The 20,995-nt window shown below is 72.0% G+C and carries 13 protein-coding genes; 5 read left to right on the forward strand and 8 right to left on the reverse strand.

Annotated elements, in window-relative coordinates:
• Positions 1-4: 4 nt before the first annotated feature.
• From recD to recC, 3 genes are read right to left on the reverse strand one after another with little or no spacing between them, the layout of a single operon-like run.
• Positions 5-1,780, reverse strand: coding sequence for an exodeoxyribonuclease V subunit alpha (gene recD, locus KFLA_RS19590; protein WP_012921550.1), 1,776 nt, complete (start codon positions 1,778-1,780; stop codon positions 5-7).
• Complete coding sequence (locus tag KFLA_RS19595) at positions 1,777-5,073, reverse strand: UvrD-helicase domain-containing protein (RefSeq protein WP_012921551.1); 3,297 nt, start codon at positions 5,071-5,073, stop codon at positions 1,777-1,779. Before KFLA_RS19595 ends, recD begins: the two co-directional genes overlap by 4 nt.
• The gene (recC, locus tag KFLA_RS19600) at positions 5,073-8,381 is read right to left on the reverse strand and encodes an exodeoxyribonuclease V subunit gamma (protein WP_012921552.1); all 3,309 of its coding nucleotides are present in this window, start codon (positions 8,379-8,381) and stop codon (positions 5,073-5,075) included. The genes KFLA_RS19595 and recC overlap by 1 nt, the downstream gene beginning before the upstream one ends.
• Positions 8,382-8,574: 193 nt before the next feature.
• Between recC and KFLA_RS19605 the strand changes: the two genes are divergently transcribed.
• Both KFLA_RS19605 and KFLA_RS19610 read left to right on the forward strand, forming a co-directional pair.
• A complete protein-coding gene (locus KFLA_RS19605) occupies positions 8,575-9,648 on the forward strand; it encodes a LacI family DNA-binding transcriptional regulator (RefSeq protein WP_012921553.1) in 1,074 nt (357 codons plus the stop codon).
• Positions 9,649-9,727: 79 nt separating this feature from the next.
• On the forward strand, positions 9,728-13,177 hold the full coding sequence (locus KFLA_RS19610) for a hypothetical protein (protein ID WP_012921554.1): 3,450 nt from the start codon (positions 9,728-9,730) through the stop codon (positions 13,175-13,177).
• A 22-nt stretch (positions 13,178-13,199) separates the two neighbouring features.
• Here KFLA_RS19610 and KFLA_RS19615 read toward each other — a convergent pair whose 3' ends face one another.
• On the reverse strand, positions 13,200-14,402 hold the full coding sequence (locus KFLA_RS19615; protein ID WP_012921555.1) for an MFS transporter: 1,203 nt from the start codon (positions 14,400-14,402) through the stop codon (positions 13,200-13,202).
• A gap of 30 nt (positions 14,403-14,432) precedes the next feature.
• Between KFLA_RS19615 and KFLA_RS19620 the strand changes: the two genes are divergently transcribed.
• Positions 14,433-15,473, forward strand: a complete 1,041-nt coding sequence (locus KFLA_RS19620) for a LacI family DNA-binding transcriptional regulator (protein WP_012921556.1) — start codon at positions 14,433-14,435, stop codon at positions 15,471-15,473.
• Between the two features lie 21 nt (positions 15,474-15,494).
• On the opposite strand, the gene KFLA_RS19625 is transcribed toward KFLA_RS19620, so the two are convergent.
• Positions 15,495-16,577: a spore photoproduct lyase family protein gene (locus KFLA_RS19625; protein WP_012921557.1), complete on the reverse strand. Its 1,083-nt coding sequence runs from the start codon at positions 16,575-16,577 to the stop codon at positions 15,495-15,497.
• Positions 16,578-16,664: 87 nt separating this feature from the next.
• On the opposite strand from KFLA_RS19625, the gene KFLA_RS19630 reads away from it, so the two are divergent.
• A complete protein-coding gene (locus KFLA_RS19630; protein WP_012921558.1) occupies positions 16,665-17,459 on the forward strand; it encodes an endonuclease/exonuclease/phosphatase family protein in 795 nt (264 codons plus the stop codon).
• Positions 17,460-17,529: 70 nt separating this feature from the next.
• On the opposite strand, the gene KFLA_RS19635 is transcribed toward KFLA_RS19630, so the two are convergent.
• Positions 17,530-18,426 carry a LysR family transcriptional regulator gene (locus KFLA_RS19635; RefSeq protein WP_012921559.1) on the reverse strand — a complete coding sequence of 299 codons (897 nt, stop codon included), beginning with the start codon at positions 18,424-18,426 and terminating at the stop codon, positions 17,530-17,532.
• Positions 18,427-18,502: 76 nt separating this feature from the next.
• On the opposite strand from KFLA_RS19635, the gene KFLA_RS19640 reads away from it, so the two are divergent.
• On the forward strand, positions 18,503-19,414 hold the full coding sequence (locus tag KFLA_RS19640) for a DMT family transporter (RefSeq protein ID WP_012921560.1): 912 nt from the start codon (positions 18,503-18,505) through the stop codon (positions 19,412-19,414).
• Here KFLA_RS19640 and KFLA_RS19645 read toward each other — a convergent pair.
• A complete protein-coding gene (locus KFLA_RS19645) occupies positions 19,375-20,397 on the reverse strand; it encodes an NAD(P)-dependent alcohol dehydrogenase (protein ID WP_012921561.1) in 1,023 nt (340 codons plus the stop codon). The genes KFLA_RS19640 and KFLA_RS19645 overlap by 40 nt on opposite strands.
• The gene (locus tag KFLA_RS35715) at positions 20,394-20,987 is read right to left on the reverse strand and encodes a TetR/AcrR family transcriptional regulator (protein ID WP_012921562.1); all 594 of its coding nucleotides are present in this window, start codon (positions 20,985-20,987) and stop codon (positions 20,394-20,396) included. Before KFLA_RS35715 ends, KFLA_RS19645 begins: the two co-directional genes overlap by 4 nt.
• Positions 20,988-20,995: the final 8 nt, after the last annotated feature.

Genomic DNA, 20,995 nt, shown 5'->3' on the forward strand with positions numbered 1-20,995 from the left:
CGAGTCAGTCCGCCGAACCGTCGACCAGTCGCTGACGCAGACCGGTCGCCCGCAGCGCGCGGCGGCTCAGGGCGAGGCGGACGGACTGCTCGTCGCCGACCACCCGGACCCGGTTCTCCGCGCGGGTGATCGCCGTGTAGAACAGTTCCCGCGTGAGCAGCCGGGACTCCTCGTTCGGCATCAGCACGGTGACTTCGGCGGCCTGACTGCCCTGGGCCTTGTGGATGGTCATCGCGTGCAGGGTCTCGATGTTGCCGAGCCGGCTCGGCGCGAAGTCCAGCCGGCCCCGCGAGCTGTCGATGCAGACCCGCAGTGACCCGTCCGGGCGGCGGATCGTCACGCCGACGTCACCGTTGTAGATGCCGAGCGCGTAGTCGTTCGCGGTGACCAGGACCGGTCGGCCGACGTACCAGGTGTCCCAGAGCGGGTCCTCGGTCTCCTCGGTGATCCAGCGCTCGACGGTCCGGTTCCAGTGCTGGACGCCCCAGGGGCCTTCCCGGTGGGCGCAGAGCAGGCGGTGCCGGTCGAGGGCGGCGAGCGCGGCGTCGGCGTCCCCGGCTTCGGCGGCGTCCCGGATCGCCAGGACGTCCGGCAGCAGCGCCGACCGCAGGGTTTCGCGCGGGTCGTCGTCCTCGACGAAGTGCACCCGGTCGCCGCCGCCACGCAGTACGGCGAGCACGTTGTCGGGCCGGTCCTCGCGCACGGCCAGGGCCAGCGCGCCGATCTCGCTGCCGAACCGGTGGGACGTGCGCAGCTCGGCGGCGGCGATGTGCCCGCCCGCGACCAGCCCGTCGACGAGGTCCGCGAGCACGGCGCCTGCCTCGATGGAGGCCAACTGGTCCGGATCGCCGACCAGGATCAGCCGCGCTCCCGGCCGCACCGCCTCCAGCAACCGCGCCATCATCGTCAGCGACACCATCGAGGTCTCGTCGACGACGACGATGTCGTGCGGCAGCCGGTTGTCCCGGTCGTGCCGGAACCGGCTGGAGGAGTCGGGGCGCCGGCCGAGCAGCATGTGCAGCGTCCGGGCGTGGAAGTCGCCGAGCCGCGCGGTGTCTTCCGCGGACAAGCGGCCGGACATCTCCCGCCGGACCGCTTCCTCGAGACGCGCCGCGGCCTTGCCGGTCGGTGCGGTCAGCGCGATCCACGGACTCCGGTCGCCGGCGATCTCCGCCTGCTCCGCGAGCAGCGCCAGCAGCCCCGCGACCGTGGTCGTCTTGCCGGTGCCCGGACCGCCGGTGAGCACGGTCGTCCACTGCCGGGCCGCGGTCTGCGCCGCGGCCCGCTGCTCGACGTACGAGCTGCCGGGGAACAGCCTGCCGAGGCCGGCCTGCAGCACGGCTTCGTTGGCGATGACGGGGGCGGGCCGTCCGGCCCGGCGGCGAAGGTCCTGCTCGACCTGTTCTTCTTCCCGCCAGTAGCGGTCGAAGTACAGGCGGGTGTCTTCGAGATGCAGCGGGTACGGCGCGGCGAGCAGCGGGCTGGCCCTCAGCGCCGTCAGCCACTCGTCCAGCACGGGCCAGTCGAGCTCGGCGCCGTCCTCACCGACCTCGTCGCGGACCTCGGCGAGGTCGAGGCAGATCGATCCGGCCCGGACGGCGCGCGCGACCAGTGCACAGGCGAGGGCGACCCTCTCGTCGGTCTCCTCGAGCATGGTCGTGAGCCGCGTCGCGACGTGCACGTCCGCGGCCAGGATCACGCCGGCTGTGTTGAAGTCCCGCAGGACACCGGTGGCGGCGAGCGCCAGGGTCGAGTCGAACTCGTCGACGGCCGTGCTCATGCGACCCTCCCGTCGAGCAGGTCGGACAGCGCGACGACCAGTGCCGACGGCAACGACCAGCTGAACACTCCGGCAGGATGGCCGTCGACGACCGGGGTCTCCGGTCCACACATGCCGCGCAGATAGAGGTAGACCACGCCGCCGAGATGCGTTTCGGGCGCGTAGCCCGGCAGTCGCCACCGCAGGTACCGATGCAGCACCACCGAGTAGAGCAGTGCCTGCAACGGGTAGTCCGAGTGCAGCATCGCGGCACCGAGCTGGTCCCGCCCGTACTGCGCGGAGGTGGCCGGCTGGTCCGGATCGCCGAGCCGGTTGGTCTTGTAGTCGACCACCACGAACCGGTGGCTGCCCCCGTCAGGAACCCGGAGCACGACGTCGATCGACCCGGTCAGGTAGCCCCGCAGGCTCTGTCCGCCGAGCAGCGGCTGCTCGAGCCGGTCGGCGTACGCGAGCAGCGGATCGTCGGCCGGCAGGTGCGCCCGCAGCAAGGGGGCCAGCTCGGCCAGCCGCACCTCGCGGGGCGCCGCGCGGTCGCCGCCCGCCAACGGGATCTCGAAGTCGAGCTCGCGGAGCCGGTCGCCGCGGCCGAGGTCGCGCAGCGTCAGGCCGGGCACCAGCGGCCCGAGCGGTGTGGCGTGCATCGGCAGCATCGCCGTCGCCAGTGCGTCCGGAGTCGCGTCGACCCGCCAGAACGGCAGCTGTTCGCGGATCCGGCCGGCGAGCTCGGCGTGCAGGTCGGCGGCGTGCGGGTCCGCCTCCTCCAGCACGGCGTGCACCAGCGAACCGAACGTGGCGCCGACCGGAAATCCTTCCATCGGAGACGGCAACGCGTCCGGCGCCGCGGCGGCCGGCATCGGCACCGGATCCACGGACTCGTCCGCCAGCTGGCTTTCCTCGTGCTCGCTGGCGACACCCGCGCTCTGCTGCTCGGCGTCCCGGACCAGACCCGAGTACGACGTACGTCGCCAGGTCAGGTCGACCTCACGCGAGAAGGTGGCGACTCTGAGCCCACCGGGCAGCTGCTCGGCGACCGGCTCGACGTGCTCGGCGATCGCGGACTGCTCGACGACCGGTCCCCCGGCCTGCTGCCAGCGCCGCAACCAGACCAGCACCTCCTCGTCGGACGACGGCCGGTCCAACTGGTCGGGCACCACCGGATCGCCTTGCTTGCGTCCGCGCAGCAGCCGGGAGATGCCGCCGTTGACCTCGTCCCAGGACGGCGCCCACCAGGCCACCACCTGGGACTGCGCCCGGGTCAGCGCGACGTAGGTGAGCCGGATGTCGTCACCGGCGACCTCGGCCCGCCAGCGCTTCTCGTTCGCCCGGTACTCCGCGCGCTTGCGGCCGCCGATGTCCAGGCTCCGTACGCCGTCCTCGTGGAACAGCAGCAGCTCGTCCTCGTCGTAGATGTGCCGGTTGAACCCGAACGGTAGATACACGACCGGATACTGCAGGCCCTTGCTCACCCACACCGTCATGATCTGGACGGCCGCGACGTCGCTGTCGAGCCGGCGGGTGCGTTCCGTCGTCCGCCCCTTGCCGGTGCACTCCTGCCGCAGCCAGTCGAGCAGCGCGGGCAGCCCGAACCCTTCGCGGTGGGCGGTCTCGTGCAGCAGCTCGGCCAGGTGCGCGAGGTCGGTCAGGTCGCGTTCACCACCGCGCCAGGCCAGCACGCGGTCGGCCATGCCCTTGAGCTGCGCGGCCTCGAAGACCGCCGCGACGCCCTTCGCCCGCAAGTGGTCGGCCCACGCCCGCAGTGTCTGCCCGATCCGGTCGGTGAGCTCTTCGCCGCCGGCGTGCAGACTGGCGGCGGTCTCGCCGAAGAACATCGTCGTCGCCGCGGCCCGGACCAGCCCGGAGCGGTGCGGTTGCTCGAAGGCTTCCAGCAGGCAGAGCCAGTCCTGGGCCGCCTGCGACGAGAAGATGTCGAGATCGCCGGAGTAGACCGCCGGGATACCGGCCTGGGCCAGCGCCTCCCGGCAGGCCCGCGCGTCCTTGTGCGCCTCGACGATCACCGCGATGTCGCCGGCGCGCAACGGCCGTCCGGCGTACGTCGCGCCGGCGGCCAGCAGCTGACCGATGTCGGCGGCGAGGTCCCGGGTGATGTGGTCGCGGAGCTCGTCCATCGGGATGTTCTTGCGGGCCGCCGAGCCGAACTGGTCCCGGAGCGCGACCCGGAGCCGGAACGGCGCGTCGCACGGCGCCCCGGCCAGCCGGCTGCCCTGGTGATGGGCGTCGACGGGGTGGACCACGATGTCCTCGTGGCCGAGCCGGGCGCCGCCGAGCACCACCTGGAGGCAGTCGACGAGCGGCTGGTCGCTGCGCCAGTTGGTGCCGAGGGTGCGCCGCTGCCCCGCGGTCGCCGCGGCCGTCAGGTACGTCGCGATGTCCCCACCGCGGAAGGCGTAGATGGCCTGCTTGGGGTCTCCGATCAGCACCAGCGTGCTGTGACCGTTGAACGCGGCATCGATCACCTTCCACTGCACCGGATCGGTGTCCTGGAACTCGTCGACCATCACCACCGACCAGCGACGCTGCATCCTGCGCCGGGCCGGAGCGGTGGGATCCTCCAGCGCGACCGCCAGCCGGGTCAGCAGGTCGTCGTACCCCAGGACGCCGAGGCGGCGTTTGCGGCGCTCGACCTCGGCCAGCACCGCCTTGGCGAACTCGACCCGAACGCCCTCCGGCGAAGCCTCCGCGTACTTCTCCGGCACCAGCCGGGTGTGCGGGTTGCCGACCACCTTGAGCGCGAGCTCGAGTGCCGTCGCCCGGGTGATCGGCGGCGGTTCCGCCGAGCCGGCGAAGAGGTTGAGGTAGAGGTCGTCGACCACCTCGGCGACCAGATCGGTCAGGTCCTCGACCAGGGTGACGCCCGCATCGGTGTCACCGGCCACGCCGAGCGAACGCAGCACGAGCTGGCAGAACTGGTGCGTCGTCGCGATGGTGGCGGCGTCGAAGGTGGCCAGCGCGTCCCGCAGCCGACCATGCCGTACGGCGAGCTCCGCGGCGCTTCCGTCGACGAGGTGGCCGAGCAGGCCCGGGTCGTTGCGCCACGGCTCGGGGGCGGCCAGCGCCTGCTCGGCTTCGAGCAGCTGGCAGCGCACCCGTTCGCGCAGTTCCTGACTGGCGGCGCGGCCGAAGGTGATCAGCAGCATCTCGTCGAGACGCGCGGCGCCCTCCGCGACGTAGCGGGTGACCAGCCCGGCGAGGGCGTACGTCTTGCCGGTGCCGGCACTCGCTTCCAGCACGGTCGTGCCCGTGGGCAGGGGGCCGAGCAGATCGAACGCGTCCATCACGGCGCTCCCTGCTCGAAGCGCAGCATCGGCTCCCAGACCCGGGCCGCGTAGGCCCCGAGCCGGGTCGGTTCGCCCGGCCACTGCTCGCCCGGCCGCGTCGGCTCCAGCAGGACCTTGAGCGGGGCGTTGGGTCCCCAGACCCGAACGTGCGCGGGATCCGCGTTCTCGCCGTCGTAGTTCGCCGGACGCCACCGCCGCCCGGCCGCGATCATCGGCTCGTCGTCGGTCCGGCGCGCCTGGCACCAGGCGAACGAAGTCTTCAGCGGCAGCGGCAGCGGCTCGCGCCGGCCGCCGTCGTACACCGAGATCAGGTCGGCGAGCAGCGTACGCGCCTGGGCTCCGACCGGACCGAACAGCCGGCTCGCCGGGGTACGGCCACTGCGCGGGCGGCCGATGGCCAGCGCCGTCCAGTTGTGGTCCTCGTCATTGGCCGACAGCGCGAGCAACTGGATCCAGGAGGTCAGCAACTGCTTCGCGTCGAGCCGCGAGTAGCTCACCGAGACCAGCCGGTACCCGTGCACGCCGGGCACCGTACCGGTGAGCCGCCGGCCGCCGCCGAGGTCGACGTCCACGTCGTACGCCGTGGCGCCTCCCTGCCGGTGCGGGTACGCGGCGACCGCGAGGCCCCGGGCGATGTCGCGGAGGTCGGTCGCGGTCCGCCAGCCGAGCCGTCCCGGTGGCAGGGTTCCCCGGCGCCACTCGGCGTTGAGCGCCGCGTCGGGGTGGATGCCGGCCAGCATGTCGCGCAGCATCCGGTCGCCGACCGACCACTTCTCCAGGTTGTCGATCTCCACCGGCATCGCGTCCGAGACGCCGTCGACCTCCCACGGCAGGGTCACGTCCAGGGCCCGGAAGAAGCCCTTCACCGGGTCGCGGAAGAACGCGAGCAGGTCCGCCAGCGCGACGTCCTCGCCGCCGGGCAGCGTCAGCGGCTCGGCCAGGAACGCCGGCCGCGGCGGCCGGGAACCGCCGCCCACCCGGGCCGCGACCAGCGCGGCCGGGTCGAACGTGAACGGACCGGGAGTGCCGAGCCGACCGGCCTCGAGATTCTTGCGGTCGAAGGGCTGCAGCGGATGGTTGACCACGACGGTCTCCCGCACGGGCGACTCGGTCGTGCGGTCGAGCGCGTCGAGCAGTTCCCCGAGCGGGACGGCCGGGGGCCGCGGCTGACCGGAGTACTCGTTGGCGCCGGTGTACGTGATCACCAGCGACTCGGTGGCCGCGAGGATCGCGTCGAGCATCAGCTGCCGGTCCTCGCTGCGGACGTCCCGCTCGCCGGTCACCGGGCAGCGGGCCAGGACGTCGTCGCCGTCGGCCAGGCCGAACCGCGGGAACACGCCGTCGTCGAGGCCCAGCAGGCAGACCACCCGGTGCGGCACGGACCGCATCGGCACCATCGTGCAGACGGTCAGCGAGCCACTGCGGAAGTTCGCCCGGGTCGGCCGTCCGGCCAGATGGGCCGACAGCAACGACCGGACGTCGGGAAGCCGCAGCGGGGTCACGGCCAGCTCCCCCGCGCCGGCGGCGACCTCGGCGAACTCGCGGTGCACCTGGCCGACCTGCCAGCCGTCGTCGGCGCCGACCCGGGTCAGTCGTTCGATCCCGTCGCGCAACGCGTCCAGCCAGGTCGCCAGCGGCTGGGTGCCGTCGAGCCGGTCAGTTGCCGCGCGCAACCGGTCGACGTACTCCGCGAACCGGCCGGCCAGCTCGATCCGGGTGCTGCCGACGTCGTCGAGCGGCAGCGTGGTGCCGATCCAGGCGTGCGCGTCGGCGGACATCGTGACGCCGGCGAGCACCCGGTCGAGGCCGAACCGCCAGGTGTTCTGCGGGTAGTCGGCCAGGCCGAACCGGTCGCGGTCGCCGCGGTCGAACGCCCATCGCACACCGGCCTCCCGGACCCAGGCGGTGACGGTGTCGAGGTCGTCGTCGGTGAACCGGAAGCGCCGGCGGACCGGCTCGGTCTCGGCCAGATCGAGCACCTGGCTGGCCGTCGCCCGGCTGCCGGCCAGGTCGAGCAGCTGCGACGCGACGCCGAGCAGCGGATTCGTCTGGGTCAGCGACCGGTCGGCCAGCTGCACCCGGAGCCGATGGGCGGGATGACCGTACCGATCGAGGTCGCCGAGACCGAAGCGCGCGCTGATCAACGGCGCGTAGGTCTCGATGTCCGGGCACATCACCAGGATGTCGCGCGGCTCCAGTGTCGGGTCGGCCTGCAACATCCCGAGCAGCACGTCCCGCAGTACGTCGACCTGCCGGGCCGTGCCGTGGCAGGCATGCACCTGCACGCTCCGGTCCTCGGCGGCCGGCCGGCGCCCCTCGGCGCTCACCTTGTTGCCGCGCAGGTCGTTCTGCAGCCAGCCGAGAAGGGACTCGCGGGCGGCCGGCGAAGGCAGGTGACGGTCGACGGCCGGCACCGCGGCCAGCGCCAGCTGCAGCTCGCGACTGTCCCGCCCGAGGGTGGCCAGGAGCGGGTGCTCGGCCATCTGGTGGCTCGTGTCGGCAGCTCGATCACCGGCGGTCCGGCCGGTGAGGCGGTCCCAGAGCTCCCCACTGGGATGGGGCAGCCAGAGGTGGACGTCGCGGTGCTCGGCCAGGGCCGAGAGCAGCTCGACCTCCGTCAGCGGCAGGCGGGTGTGGCCGAAGAGTGAGAGACGGGCGGGCAGGTCGAGAGACTCCGACCGGTCGCGAAGCTGAGCGACGGTGCTGAGGTGGCGCGCGGGGGGCGGCGGTGCGTCGATCCGGTCGACCAGCCGCCGCCAGAGCTCCGGCTGCCAGGCCAGGTCGTCGTCGATCGTGACTCCGCGACCGTCGGTGTCCCGCCCGTCGCCCCAGTCCACGAGAAGGGCCGGCCGCTGGACGGCGTACGCCGCGAAGAGCCGGGCCAGCCGCGCCGCGACGGCGTACCGGCGGCCTCGGCGCAGCTCGGCCTCGGCGCCGCTGTCGAACTGCCCGAGATGCCGGGCGACGGGCTCGCACCAGGCGTCGTCGAGGGACTCGTCCAGCACGGCGAGCAACGGCCACGCCATCGCGTCCGCGGCCCAGGGGTCGTCCTGATCGAGCCCCAGCACCGCAGACACCAGCGAGCGCGGCGACGTGAACCGGACCCCGGCACACACGCCGTCCCCCGAACCCTCGGCGGCTCCCAACCGGTGCGCGAGACGCTGCGACAGCCACCGCTCGATGCCCTTGGCCGGCACCACCACGAGCTCCTCGGCGAACGGGTCGGCGAGCGGCGTGGCGAGCAGCTCCCCCAGTCCGTCGGCGAGCACGTCCGTGCGCTCGGCGCGGTGCAGGTACAGAGTCACCGAGGCAGCATGCCACGCGACGCCGACACCCTGCGGAACCGCGTCCACCAGTGGGTGACCCAAGGGCAGCAGCGACCCACTCCTATTAGCGCTAAACGCTCACTGCTGCGGCCGGTGAACCCTTGACGGCGGAAAGGCGGCTGAGTAGCGTGCCGCAAAACTTTAACGTTAATATCCCCGAACGGAGCCACCGATGGGTGCGCAGCAGCCGAGCCGCGGTCCTGCACCGCACGGCCACGTCACCCTCACCCAGGTGGCTGAGCGGGCGGGCGTCTCGGCACAGTCGGTCTCCAACGCCCTCAACAATCCCGACCGGCTCGCACCCGCGACCCTCGAGCGGATCCTCGCGACAGTGGCCGAGCTGGGCTACGAACCCAACCTCTCGGCCCGGGCGCTGCGCAACCGGAGCTCACGCCTGATCGCCTTCAAGGTGCGGCCGTCACGGCCGGACAAGGCCTCGCTGCTGATGGACGAGTTCCTCTACGCGCTGAACGCCTCCGCGGTCGCGGCCGGCTACCACCTGATCCTGTGCCACGCCGAGGGCGACGGCGGGGCCGACGAGATCAAGGCCTACCGCGACCTGCTGAAGAAGACGTCCGTCGACGCGTTCGTGCTGGCCGAGACGCACCGCAACGACGACCGGGTCGCGGCGCTGCGGTCCTGGGGTGTGCCGTTCGCGACGTTCGGACGGTCCTGGGACGGCGACGACACCCTGGCCTGGGTCGATGTCGACGGCCGCGCGGGCACCCGGGCCGCGACGGAGCACGTCGCCGCGCAGGGCCATCGCCGGATCGGCCACCTCGGCTGGCCGCCGGAGTCCGAGATCGGGCAGGAACGCCGGGAGGGCTGGCTCGAGGCCTGTCGCGCGCGCGGCCTGGAGACCGATCTGCAGGCCGCGGTCCCGGACACGCTCGAGCACGGCCGGCAGGCTGCGCACCGGATGCTCGACGCTCCCCGTCCCGCTACCGCGGTCGTGTGCGCCTCCGACACGCTCGCGCTCGGGGTCCTGCGCGCCCTGCACGAGCGAGGGATGCGCCCCGGTGCCGAGGTCGCGGTCACCGGCTTCGACGACTCCCCCACCGCTGCGCTCGTCAGCCCCGGACTGACCACGCTGCGCCAACCGATCGACGTGGTCGGCCGGCAACTGATCCAGGCCGTCGAGAACCTGATCGCGGGCGAACCCCGCGAGCCGCAGCACGTGCTGCTGCAGCCCGAACTGATCGTCCGGGGGTCCAGCTTGCCCGGACCCCGGACCCCCGCGCCGTAGTACCGGACCGGCCGGGTGGTGACGCGCCCGGCCGGCTGACCCGCCCGTCCACCGGAACACCCTCGCGAAGGGACACAAGATGAGGCCCGGAACCCGTCTGCTCGCGGCGATCGCCACCGGAGCACTGCTGCTGCCGGCGGCAACGTCGTTGCCCGCGGCACCAGCGGCGGCCCCGCCCGCCAACCCGTTCGTCGTCACCACCGAGAACCTGCCGAGCGGCACCGCGGCCGCCGGCGTGCTGGACCTGACCGCGAACGGCACGCAGGACTGGGTGCACGTGACCGGTGACCGCAGCGAGCGCAAGGCGGCCGTGCCGCCGTCGATCACCGTGCAGAACCTGCACCCGGCCGCCGGCCTGACCACGCTCGGCGACAGCCCGCTGTCGTTCCGCTGGTCGGACGGGACCTCCACCCCGACGGCACCCGGAGTCACCACCGGCGGCGTCTTCCACTACGACAGCACCACCGTCGGTCCGACCACGGGCCACGAGGCCGGCTACCGAGTCACCGTCCCGGCCGCGGACTCGCCGCGCCGGCTGGTGGTCGTCGGTGGTGTCTGGCAAGCGCGCGGCACGGTCACCATCGGTGCGGCCGACGGCGCCGGTACGCCGTACACGACCTCGATCGGCGCGAGCGACAACGCTGCGGTCAAGCGCTACACGGTGACGATCCGCCCTGGTGAAGGGGTCGTCATCACCACCAGGTTCACCGAGAAGCTGACCGCGAACGGGAACCTGTCCCTGTCCGCCGCGGCGCTCTCCACGGTCGGCGAGGGCTTCACCGCAACCGCACCGCCGGCCGCCCTGGACCTGACCGCCGACGGACCCGACGACTGGCTGCACCTGGACGGGCCGACGGTCAACCGACGGGCCGGCGTACCGGACGGAACGGCCCGGCTCGCGGTCGCCAACCGGCAGGCCGGCGCCGCGATCGGGACGCAGAACGACAACCCGGTCAGCTACTCGTGGACCAACGGCACGCCCACCGCGAACCAGCCCGCCACCCGGCACGGCGGCATCTTCTTTGCCGACGGCACCAACCCGGACCTGGTCGGCGTGGAGCTGACCGATTCCTACGGCTACGACCTGACCGTGCCCGCGGCCGCGGGTGCTCGCACGATCCGGTTCGTCTCCGGCGCCTGGCGCGCGGCGGCCACGGTCTCGGTCTACCTCAACGGATCCTCCACCCCGGCGTTCGTCAGCTCGGACCTGGTCAGCACCGGCCCGTCGGTCACCCGGCTGTTCGAGCTGGCCCTCGGCAACGGCGACTCGGCCCGGATCAGCGCACAGCTGACGCGCAAGTCGCACGAGTCCGGCAACGTGACGCTCGCGGGCGTCACGCTCGCGGACTCCTCGGCCGACGGGTACCGCAGGCTGACGACCGCCCTGCTCGACCGCATCGAGGCCGCTGACCTGTACAACGCAAGCGACGCCGGGCAGCAGCAACTCGCCGGCGAGGTCGCATCCGCCGAGACGACGCTGGCGGACAGCACGGCGTCGCGGGACGAACTCCGGCTGGCCTACCTCCTGCTCCGGGCCGCGTACGACGACGCCTTCGCTTCCGCGGCGGGCGCGGAGTACACCAGCGTGACGAATCCCGGCCTCACCTCGTCGTTCGGCTGGGAGGGCGACCTCCACGCCCCGATCGCGTTCATCGACGGCAGCTACCGGCTCCGCAGCCGCGGCGACGCGATGATCACCTTCGGCGTCGCGAACGTGCCGGGCAAGATCAAGTGGTACAACGCCGAGGGCTACCTGCCGGCGTTCGTCAGCGAGTACGCCAAGGACGGCCTGACGGTGAAGATCGAGAACTTCGCCGATCTCGTCGTGGTCGGCGGCAACCGCTTCGAGGTCGCCTACTCGCGGATGACCGTCACCAACACGACCTCGGCCCCGGCGCGGCTGCCGCGGGTGTCGAGTTTGCTCACGCCGCTCAACGCCGCGGCCGCGCCGGCCGTGACCACGATCGGCGCCGGCCAGACCGTGGTCCGCGACTACGCCGTCGCCGCCGACCGGTTCGGCGGGACCTACGAGTGGCCGACCACGGGGCAACTGCGCCAGCTCGGTGGCTTCGCCAAGCACTACGCCCACATGCGCGACTACTGGAACTCCCGGCTCTCGGCCATCGCCGACATCACCGAACTGCCGGACCAGCGACTCGTCAACGCGTACAAGGCCGGCTACATCTACACGCTGATCATCCGGGACGACATCGGCACCGAGAAGCGGCTGCACGTCGGTGAGAACGGCTACGACGAGATGTTCGACCACGACACGATCGGCATCGTCGCCACCCTGCTGACGATCGGCGACTTCAGCTACGCGCGCGACTACCTGGCCACGCTGCCGGCCCAGCTCCAGTACGACGACGCCAAGTGGAAGTACAGCTGGCCGTACGCGCTGTACCTCCAGCGCACCGGCGACAAGAACTTCGTCCGCAGCCAGTTCGAGACCATCAAGAAGCACACCCACACGATCGAGACCGACCGCGTCGACGGCGGCACCGGGATCATCAAGCAGACCTTCGCGATCGACTCGCTCGGCCACTGGACGATCGACAACTGGTCCGCGCTGGCCGGCCTCACGACGTACCGCTACCTGGCCACCGCGCTCGGCGAGACCCAGGAGGCGGCGTGGGCGCAGGCCGAGTACGACGATCTGTTGCGGGTGGCAACGGCCCGGATCGAGCAGACGATGCGGGAGCACGATCTCGACTACCTGCCGATCTCCATGGTGGAGCCGAACGAGACCGGGCCGCGCAAGGACCCGCGGGACGCGAACTGGGCCTCGATGTTCCTGTTCGGCCGCTGGGCCTGGGACGGGTACCTGTTCGGCGCCCGGCAGACCGGCACCATGTTCGACAAGATCGACGACACCTACACGCACGGCTTCGAGCGGCGCAAGGACGTCTCCGAGTCGATCTACAACTTCGGCGGCTACCCGCACGGCTACTACTCCAGCGCCTACAACGCCGGCTACGGCAGTGCCGCGCTGCGCGGCGAGCAGTACCGCGACGTGGGCATCAAGGCCTACCAGTACATGGTGGACAAGACGATGAGCGGCCCGTTCGGCTGGTGGGAAGGCGTCGACTACCCGAGCGCCGGCTCGCCGTGGGACATCGACCACGCGCGGGGCGGCGGCGGCTCGAACCAGCACATGTGGGGTCAGTCCACCGCCACGAAGGTGCTGTTCGACGCGCTGATCGCGCAGAAGGCCGACGGCACCGTCATCATCGGGCGCGGCGTCCCGAACGAGTGGGTCCGCACCCGGCAGAAGATCGCGCTCGGCCGCTACCCGGTCGGTGACGGCGGCCGCGTGGGCTACCGGATGACGACGTCCGGCCGGAACGTGTCGATCCAGCTGACCGGCGACGTCCGCGAGGTCGCGGCGTACAGCGTCGAACTGCCGGCCCTGAAGGGCAACGTCGCCCACGTCTCGGTCCGGGGCGCGACGGTCGATCAGGCCGCGGGCACGGTCCGGGTACCGTCCGGCACGCGGCACGTGACGATCACGCTGCGCCGCGCGATGTAGCGACGTCGCGGACCGCCGATCGTCACCGCGTCGACGAGTGCTCCGGCTGCTCGATGCTGTGAAACGCGGTCGATCGGCGGACCAGGGCGGTGGCCACCAGGCCACCGCCCAGCGCGACGGCTACTGCCACGGGCAAGGCGCCGTGGTCCAGGCCGACACCACCGATCCACGCTCCCAGCGCGATACCGATCTGGAAGGCGACAATGTAGACGGCGGACGCGAGCTCCTTGTGCACCTTGGCGTTGCGCAGGATCGCGGCCTGCAGCACCACTCCGATACCGCCCGCCGGCAACGCCCACAGCACGACCGCCGTCCCGGCGATTGCGGTGGAGGTGTGGCCGAGGGTGAGCAGGGTGAGCATGCAGACCGCGAGTCCACCGGTCACCAGGAGACTCGTGGCCTGCGGACGGCTGTCGACCCACCGCCCGATCAGCAGCAGGCCGGCCAGCCCGGCCGTCCCGTGGGCGAGCAGCAGGATCGAGGTCGCGGCGCCGCTGAGATGCACGTAGTCGGCGATGATCACCGTGATGTAGGTGAACACCACGAAGTGACTCACGACCGCGACGACCGTCGTGACGTTGATCGACGCCAGCACCCGGTCGGTGAGGATGTCCCGCACCGCCGCCGGTCCCGGCCGCGACGACGTGCGCTCCGGCGGCATCGGTTGAATCGTCACCCGGATCGCGAGGCCGGCCAGAGCCGCCAGAGCGGCCACGCCGACGACGGTGAACCGCCAGCCGACCGTCGCGCCGAGCCAGGCGCTGAGCGGCAGCCCGAACAGGAACGCGAGCGAGTTGCCGGCGAACACCACCGCGGTGGCCCGGCCGGCCTGCTGCGGCCCGAGCAGTCGCGCCGCCATCGAGGCCACGACCGACCAGAACACCCCGTGCCCGGCGGCCGAGACCACCCGCGCCACCACCGCCACGCCGTAGTTCGGTGCGATCGCGAGCAGCAGGTTCGACCCGACGATCGCGGCCAGCGTGACCAGGACCGCCGTCCGGCGATCCCACCGTCCGGTCCACGCGACGAGCGGGACCACCGACACCGCGACGACGGCGGCGTAGCCGGTCATCAGCAGACCGATCGCCGATTCGGGCACGGCGAACTCCGACGCGAGGTCCGACAGCAGGGCCACCGGCAGGTTCTCGGAGGTCACTGAGACGAAGCAGGCGACGCTGAGGGCGAACAAGCCGATCTGGGTGCGCGACAGGCGCGGTACGAGCATTGTGTAACGATACACAGCTAGGCTGGGGTCATGTCCAACCACGCACCGGCCCGCGTCACCATGGCAGAGGTGGCCCGCCGGTCCGGCGTCTCACCGATGACGGTGTCGTACTGCTACAACCAGCCGGACCGCGTGGCTCCGGAGACTCTTCGCCGCGTCTTGGAGGTCGCTGCCGCCGTCGGCTACCTCGGACCTGATCCGACCGCGCGCTCGCTGCGCCGCCGGCACAACGGCGCGATCGGCGTCGTGCTCGGCGAGCACCTGGAGTACGCGTTCGAGGATCCCCAGGCCCGGCGGTTCCTGGCCGGCGTCGCCGAGGTCTGCCGTGAGCGCGGCACCGGACTCAACCTCATCCCGACCACCGGTCAGGACGGCGACGTCGAGCGGGTCCGGTCAGCCGCCGTGGACGGCTACATCCTGTGGACCACGGTGGAGACCGACCCGGTGCTGTCGGCGCTGTCCGGTGCCGGCAAGCCGGTCGCGGTCCAGGGCGGTCCAGCGATTCCCGGCGGCCGGCTGATCGGGATCGACGACCGGGCCTCGGCCGCCGCGCTGGCCGCGCGAACCTTCAGCGGCGCGCGCCGTCCGGCGGTGCTCAGTTTCCCCTTCGACCGCGACCGCCGAGCACGGCTGGAGATCGGGCCCGATGCCGGCCTGATCGAGTTCCCGATCACCCGCGAACGCCTGGCCGGCGTCTACGACCACTGCCGGGAAGCCGGCATCGACCCGGCCAGCCTGCCCGTAGCCGTTGCCGCTCGCAACGACCGCGCCGACGCCGCCGCGATGGTCGACACACTGCTCGGGACGTGCGAGCCCGATGCCGTCGTCGCGATGAGCGATCAGCTCGCCTTCGCCGTGCTCGACGCCGTACGCCACCGGCGCCTGCGCGTTCCCGGCGACGTCGCCGTCGCCGGCTGGGACGACGGCCCCGACGCCGAGCGCGAGGGACTCACCACGATCGCCCAGTCCCTCTTCGACCAGGGCCGGGCCTGCGCGCTGGCCGCCCTCGGCGACTCCCCACCCGGCACCCCCGCCGCCTGGTCCCTGGTGGCGCGGGCGAGCACCAGGTGAGCCGCTGCGGCGTTCGCCCGGTCAGAACGCGTAGCGCACGTGGCAGTACGGCAGGTGCTGGTGCAGCAGTTGCTCGAACTGCGCGAGGTACTGCTGCTTGTCGCGCCAGCGGTAGCGCACGTTGGTCGCGCCGTTCTGCGACCGTTTGGTCTCCTGCAGCTCCGGCCGCCAGATCAGCTCCTCGGCCTTCGGGTGCCAGCCGAGGTTGACCTGGTGCAGGGACTCGTTGTGGGTCAGGAAGATCACCTCGCAGGCGAGCTGCCGCTGGGTCGCCGCGTTCGTCGCCGCGTCGAGCTGCTCGAACAGCTCCGCCCAGTCCGCCAGCCAGCCGTCGTACACGACGACGGGCGAGAAGTTCACCTGCACCTCGTAGCCGGCCTCGACGAAGTCGTCCAGCGCCGCGAGACGCTGCTCGATCGTCGAGGTGCGGATGTCGAGCAGCTTCGACGCGCGGGCGGGCATCAGCGAGAACCGGATCCGCGTGCGGCCTTCCGGCCGCAGCTCGAGCAGCTCGGAGTTCACGTACTTCGTCGCGAAGGACGCCTTGGCGTTGGGCAGCTCCCGGAAGGCGGCGACCAGGTCGGCCACGTTGTCGCTGAGCAGCGCGTCCACGCTGCAGTCGTTGTTCTCCCCCAGGTCGTAGACCCAGTCGGTGGGGTCGCACTGGTTCGGCGGCTTCGGACCCTGCCGGCCGGCGTGGCGGGTGATCGCGCCGATGATCTTGTCGATGTTGGTGAACACCGTGATCGGGTTGCTGTAGCCCTTGCGGCGCGGAACGTAGCAGTACGCACACGCCATCGCGCAGCCGTTCGCCGAGGACGGGGCGATGAAGTCGGCCGACCGCCCGTTCGGCCGGACGCCGAGCGACTTCTTCTCGCCCAGCACCAGCGCCTCCCGTTTGATCCGCACCCAGCGGCCGACGTTGGTCTCGTCGCCGTGCACCTCCGGGATCTTCCAGTGGCTCGCCACCTCCACCACCTCGGCGCCGGGCCATCGCGCCAGCACCTGCCGCCCGCGCTCCGACCGCGCCGCCGCGGGCTCGGCGTAGATCCGCGTCACCTCCAGCAACGGCGCCGCCGCAACGGAACCCTCTGACCTGTGCATGCGACCACCCTGACAGGCGCCACCGACAGTTTTCGCTGGCCCGAGGTCACCCACTCGACGGCTCCGCGTGGCGGTTAGAGTACGGACATGCGGATCGTCTCTGTGAACGCGTGGGGCGGCGCGATGTTCGACGAGTTCGTCCCCTGGCTCGAGACCGTCGGCGCCGACGTGCTGTGCCTGCAAGAGGTCACCCGTACGCCGGGAGCGGCCGGCTGGACGCGGTTCGAGGACGGCGAGCGTTCCCTGCCCCAGCGCGCGAACCTCTTCCAGGACGTCCGCGACCTGCGGCCCACCGACCAGGCCCTGATGGTCGTCAGCGACACCGGCCCGGTCACCGTCGACTCAGGCGCCCGGCTCCGCCAGGACTTCGGCGTCGCCACCTTCGTCGGCGAGACCTTCCCCGTCGTCGGCACCCACACGTCGTTCGTGCACGGTGAGTACGTCGACCACGTGGACTGGACGATCGAGGACCGCCCCCGAGCCGCCCTGGCCACCCGGGTCGTCGATCGGACCGAGGGCCGCGCCGTCACCGTGATCCAGCTGCACGGCCTGCGCGACCCCGCCGGCAAGCACGACACGCCCGCCCGCAAGACCCAGGCCGAGCGCCTCGCCGACCTCGTCGAGCACGCCGCGTCCCCCGGCGACCTGATCGTCGTCTGCGGCGACCTGAACCTGCTGCCCGGCAGCGAAACCTTCGCCGTCCTGGACAAGCTCGGCCTGACCGACCTGGTCGGCACCGCCGACACCCGCACCTCGATCTACCCCAAGCCCACCCGCCACGCCAGCTACCTCCTGGTCTCCGACCCCGGTGCGGTGAAGACCTTCGAGGCCCCACCGCACCCGGAGGTCTCCGACCACCGCCCCCTGATCCTGGACCTCTGACGCGAGGGAGGCGACTTCTCAGCAGGTGCGCGGCCGTACCGGAGAACCAGGCAAGACCGCGCGCACGAGGTCAGCGGGCCGCGTGATGCAGGGCGGCGGCGACGGCCTCGACGGCGGGGGTTCGGTTGGCGCGGGTGAGGAGGAAGACCTCGCGGCCGATCGTACCTTCGGCCAGGGACCGTACGGCGACACCAGGTACGCCGTACTGGACGACCAGGTCGGGCAGCAGGGCGCAGGCGCCGGCGGTGCGGACCATCTCGACCAGGATCAGGAAATCGTCGGAGGAGTAGCGCAGGTCCGGTTCGAACCCGCCCAGCTCCCGGCAGGCCTGGATCTGCATCTCCCGGTGTCCGGTGCCGGGCTGGCAGGCGGCCCAGCGGGCTCCGGCCAGCTCGGTCATCCGCACTCGCCCTTCGCCTGCCCCGGCATGGTCCTCCGGCAGGATCAGGCGCACCTCCTCGCGGACCAGTGACTGGCGAACCAGATCGTCGTGCACCGGACGCGGCCGGCCGGAGTACTCGTCCCCCACCACCGCGTCGAGCTGGCGCAAGCGAAGGGCCGGAACGGATGCCTCCACCTCGGCCTCGATCACCTCGACGCGGATCCCCGGATGGCTCTGCGCGAGCGCGGCGACCGCCGGGGCCACGATGCGGAGAAAGGCCGACTGGAAGGCCGACACCCGGACGAGCCCCACCGGCCGGCCCGCGGCGATGGCGGCGACCTCGGCTTCCGCGGCCTCCAGCCCGTCGAGCAGCACCGCCGCGTGCCGAACGAGTGCCTGGCCCGCGTCGGTGAGCCGCACGGTCCGGCCGGTCCGTTCGAGCAGTTTCGCGCCCGCTTCCCGCTCGAGCACGCCGAGCTGCTGGGAGATCGCGCTGGGGCTGTAGCCGAGCGCCCGGGCGGCGCCGTGCATCGTGCCGCGGGCGTGCAACTCACGCAGCAGACGAAGGCGGTGCAGATCGATCATCGTTCAGCAACGCTACTCGTTTTTGTGCGGAAACCTGCGATAGACCTGAACGGTTCTCCGCTGCGAGCATCGTGGCGTGGGTCCTGTGCTCTGTCTCCTGTCCGCCGCCTGCTTCGGCGCCATGGCGATCTTCGGCAAGTTCGGGTACGACGCCGGCGTCGGCGTCGTAGACCTGCTGCTCGTTCGTTTCGCGATCGCGGCCGCTCTGCTGCTGGCCATCGCCGGTACGACGGGCGCGCTGCGCGGTGTACCGCGGCGTTCGGTGGTGGCCGGTCTCGCGCTGGGCGGGATCGGCTACGCGACGCAGTCCGGTCTCTTCTTCGGCGCGCTGGAGCGGATGAACGCGTCGCTGCTCGCGCTGATCTTCTACGTCTACCCGGCCCTGGTCACGATCGTCGCGATCGTCCTGCGCCGCGAGCGCGCCTCGTCCCGGAGGTTGGCGGCGCTGCTGATCGCCTCGATCGGCACCGCGCTCGTCCTGGGCGGCGCCGCCACCGGCGATCTCGATCGCTGGGGCGCCGCGCTGGGTTTCGGCGCCGCGGTCGCCTACACCGTCTACATCCTCGCCGGAGACCACGTCGGCGCCGGTACGCCGCCCGTCGCGCTCTCGGCCCTGGTGTGCACCGGCGCCGCCTGCACGTTCGCGATCGTCTCGGCGGGGCACGGCGGCCCTCAGCTGGACTTCGCCCCGAGTGGCTGGCTCTGGCTGACCGCGATCGCCGTGGTCAGCACGGTCGCCGCGATCCTCGCCTTCTTCGCCGGGATGGCCCGGGTCGGCCCGTCGACGGCGTCGATCCTCTCGACCCTGGAGCCCGTGGTCACCGTCGTGCTCGCGGCGATGCTCTTCACCGAGTCCCTCAGCAGCGTCCAACTGCTCGGCGGAGCCTGCGTGCTCGGCGCGGTCCTGGTGATCCAGTGGCCGCAGCGGCGCCGGCCGGAACCGACACCTCAGTGGGTGTCCACGCCGAAGTCGAGCACGGCGCGGTAGCGGGCCCTGCCCTGGCGGACGTGGTCGATCGCGTCGTCGATCCGGGACACCGGGAACACCTCGACCTCGGCGCGGATGGCGTGCAGGGCGGCGAAGTCGAGCAAGGCGCGGGTCACCGACGGCGGACCGACCACGGCGGACACCAGCGACTTCTCCGCGGGCAGCAGGCTGAGCGGCGTGACCGTCAGCGGGCTGCTCGGGACACCGACCACGCACAGCTTCCCGCGGGGCCGGAGAGTGGCGAAGTAGTCATCCCACGGCAGGTCGGCGCCGACGGTGTCGAGCACGAAGTCGAACGTGTCGCCGACCCGGGACAGGTCACCGGCGGTGAGGAAGTCGTGAGCACCGAAACGGCGCGCGTCGGCCTCTTTGCCTGCACTGGTGGAGATCGCGGTGACGTGGCACCCCCAGGCCGCGAGGACCTGCAGCGCGATGTGGCCGAGCCCGCCCACGCCCACCACAGCGACCCGGTCCGTGGGGCGTACGCCGTGCCCGACGATCGCGTTGAAGACCGTCGTACCGGCACACAGCAGGGGCGCGGCTTCGGCCGATCCGAGCGCTGCCGGGATCGGCGGGACGTGGCGCCAGTCGCTGGCCCGGACCTCGGTCGCGAACGTGCCGCCGGTGCCACGCAGTACGACGTCGTCGCGCTGCCCGCACAGGTGTTGCCGGCCGGACGTGCACCACTCGCAATGGCCGCAGGAACCGGCGATGGCGCCGACGCCGACGCGTTGCCCGACGGCCAACTGGTCAGGATCCACGGCCGCGCCGACGGCTTTCACGACTCCGACCGCCTCGTGGCCGACGACGACGGGGAACGCGGTGTAGCCGTAGTGGTCGTCGATCAGGCCCAGGTCGGTCTGGCAGATCCCGCTGTGCGTGACGGTGACGTCGACCTCGAGCGGTCCGAGTGGGCGAGGTTCGTACGCGAGAACTTCGGTCGGGCCGGCCGGCTGGCCGACGGCGTACGCCTGGACTGTCATGTCGCCTCCTGGTGTGTGGGCGCGGCACGGCTGACGATCCGTACCGCCACTTCGACCGCTTGCCGTCGCCCGGCCGGGTCGTCAGCGGCCAGGGCGGTCGCCGACGACATGAGATAGAGATGACCGGCCAGGTCTTCGGCGGTCAGCCCGCTGTCCTGCCACCGGGCGGCGGTACCGCTGTCGCGCAGGACCTCCGAAATCGCGGCCACAAGCTCCGCGCGGAGCTCGTCGAGCAGCGGCCCGCTGACACCGGCCGCCTCCTGCAGCAGCTCAGCCATGATGGACCCGCCGACGCCGGCCGTGTCGCCGTGCAGCGCCAGGACGGCGTCGGCGAGCCGGTCGGTCAGCTCCCGGTCCTCCCGGCGGAGCGCGGCCAGCGCCGCGCTCCGGACCTTGCCGACCAGGTGCCGAATCGTTGCCTCGTACAAATTCTGCTTGCCGGCGTACCGCAGGTAGAGCGCCTGTCGCGACAGCTTGGCCGCTCGGGCGATCTCGTCCATCGACGCCTTGCGGAACCCGAACCGGAGAAACACCCGCAGAGCCGCCTCCAGGATCTCCCCGTCCCGCTCCCCCACCCCGCCACTGGTCATGAACACAC

Origin of the sequence: Kribbella flavida DSM 17836 (assembly GCF_000024345.1) — a bacterium.
In the GTDB taxonomy this organism is placed as follows: Bacteria; Actinomycetota; Actinomycetes; order Propionibacteriales; family Kribbellaceae; genus Kribbella; species Kribbella flavida.

Excerpts from the sequence above, each read along its gene's own strand:
- recD (WP_012921550.1), bottom strand. The coding sequence starts at position 1,780 with ATGAGCACGGCCGTCGACGAGTTCGACTCGACCCTGGCGCTCGCCGCC.
- KFLA_RS19595 (WP_012921551.1), bottom strand. The coding sequence starts at position 5,073 with ATGGACGCGTTCGATCTGCTCGGCCCCCTGCCCACGGGCACGACCGTG.
- KFLA_RS19605 (WP_012921553.1), top strand. The coding sequence starts at position 8,575 with ATGGGTGCGCAGCAGCCGAGCCGCGGTCCTGCACCGCACGGCCACGTC.
- KFLA_RS19610 (WP_012921554.1), top strand. The coding sequence starts at position 9,728 with ATGAGGCCCGGAACCCGTCTGCTCGCGGCGATCGCCACCGGAGCACTG.
- KFLA_RS19615 (WP_012921555.1), bottom strand. The coding sequence starts at position 14,402 with ATGCTCGTACCGCGCCTGTCGCGCACCCAGATCGGCTTGTTCGCCCTC.
- KFLA_RS19620 (WP_012921556.1), top strand. The coding sequence starts at position 14,433 with ATGTCCAACCACGCACCGGCCCGCGTCACCATGGCAGAGGTGGCCCGC.
- KFLA_RS19625 (WP_012921557.1), bottom strand. The coding sequence starts at position 16,577 with ATGCACAGGTCAGAGGGTTCCGTTGCGGCGGCGCCGTTGCTGGAGGTG.
- KFLA_RS19630 (WP_012921558.1), top strand. The coding sequence starts at position 16,665 with ATGCGGATCGTCTCTGTGAACGCGTGGGGCGGCGCGATGTTCGACGAG.
- KFLA_RS19635 (WP_012921559.1), bottom strand. The coding sequence starts at position 18,426 with ATGATCGATCTGCACCGCCTTCGTCTGCTGCGTGAGTTGCACGCCCGC.
- KFLA_RS19645 (WP_012921561.1), bottom strand. The coding sequence starts at position 20,397 with ATGACAGTCCAGGCGTACGCCGTCGGCCAGCCGGCCGGCCCGACCGAA.
- KFLA_RS35715 (WP_012921562.1), bottom strand. The coding sequence starts at position 20,987 with ATGACCAGTGGCGGGGTGGGGGAGCGGGACGGGGAGATCCTGGAGGCG.